General features: G+C 71.6%; 1 protein-coding gene. It reads left to right on the forward strand.

Annotated elements, in window-relative coordinates:
* Positions 1-232 (forward strand): beta-ketoacyl synthase N-terminal-like domain-containing protein (locus tag DEH69_RS19210; RefSeq protein ID WP_147255706.1); only part of this gene is annotated, 232 nt, incomplete at both ends.

Here is a 232-nt window from a genome sequence, read left to right on the forward strand (position 1 = left end):
CGCCGTCGTGTCGGGGCGCGTCTCCTACTCGCTCGGCCTTGAGGGACCCGCGGTGAGCGTGGACACGGCCTGCTCGTCGTCGCTGGTCGCGATGCACCTGGCGGCGCAGGCGTTGCGGAGTGGGGAGTGCTCGCTCGCGCTGGCCGGTGGGGTGACGGTGATGGCAACGCCGGGGCTGTTTGTGGAGTTTTCGCGGCAGCGTGGGTTGGCGGTCGATGGGCGGTGCAAGGCG

It is taken from the genome of Streptomyces sp. PT12 (genome assembly GCF_003311645.1).
Lineage (GTDB): Bacteria > Actinomycetota > Actinomycetes > Streptomycetales > Streptomycetaceae > Streptomyces.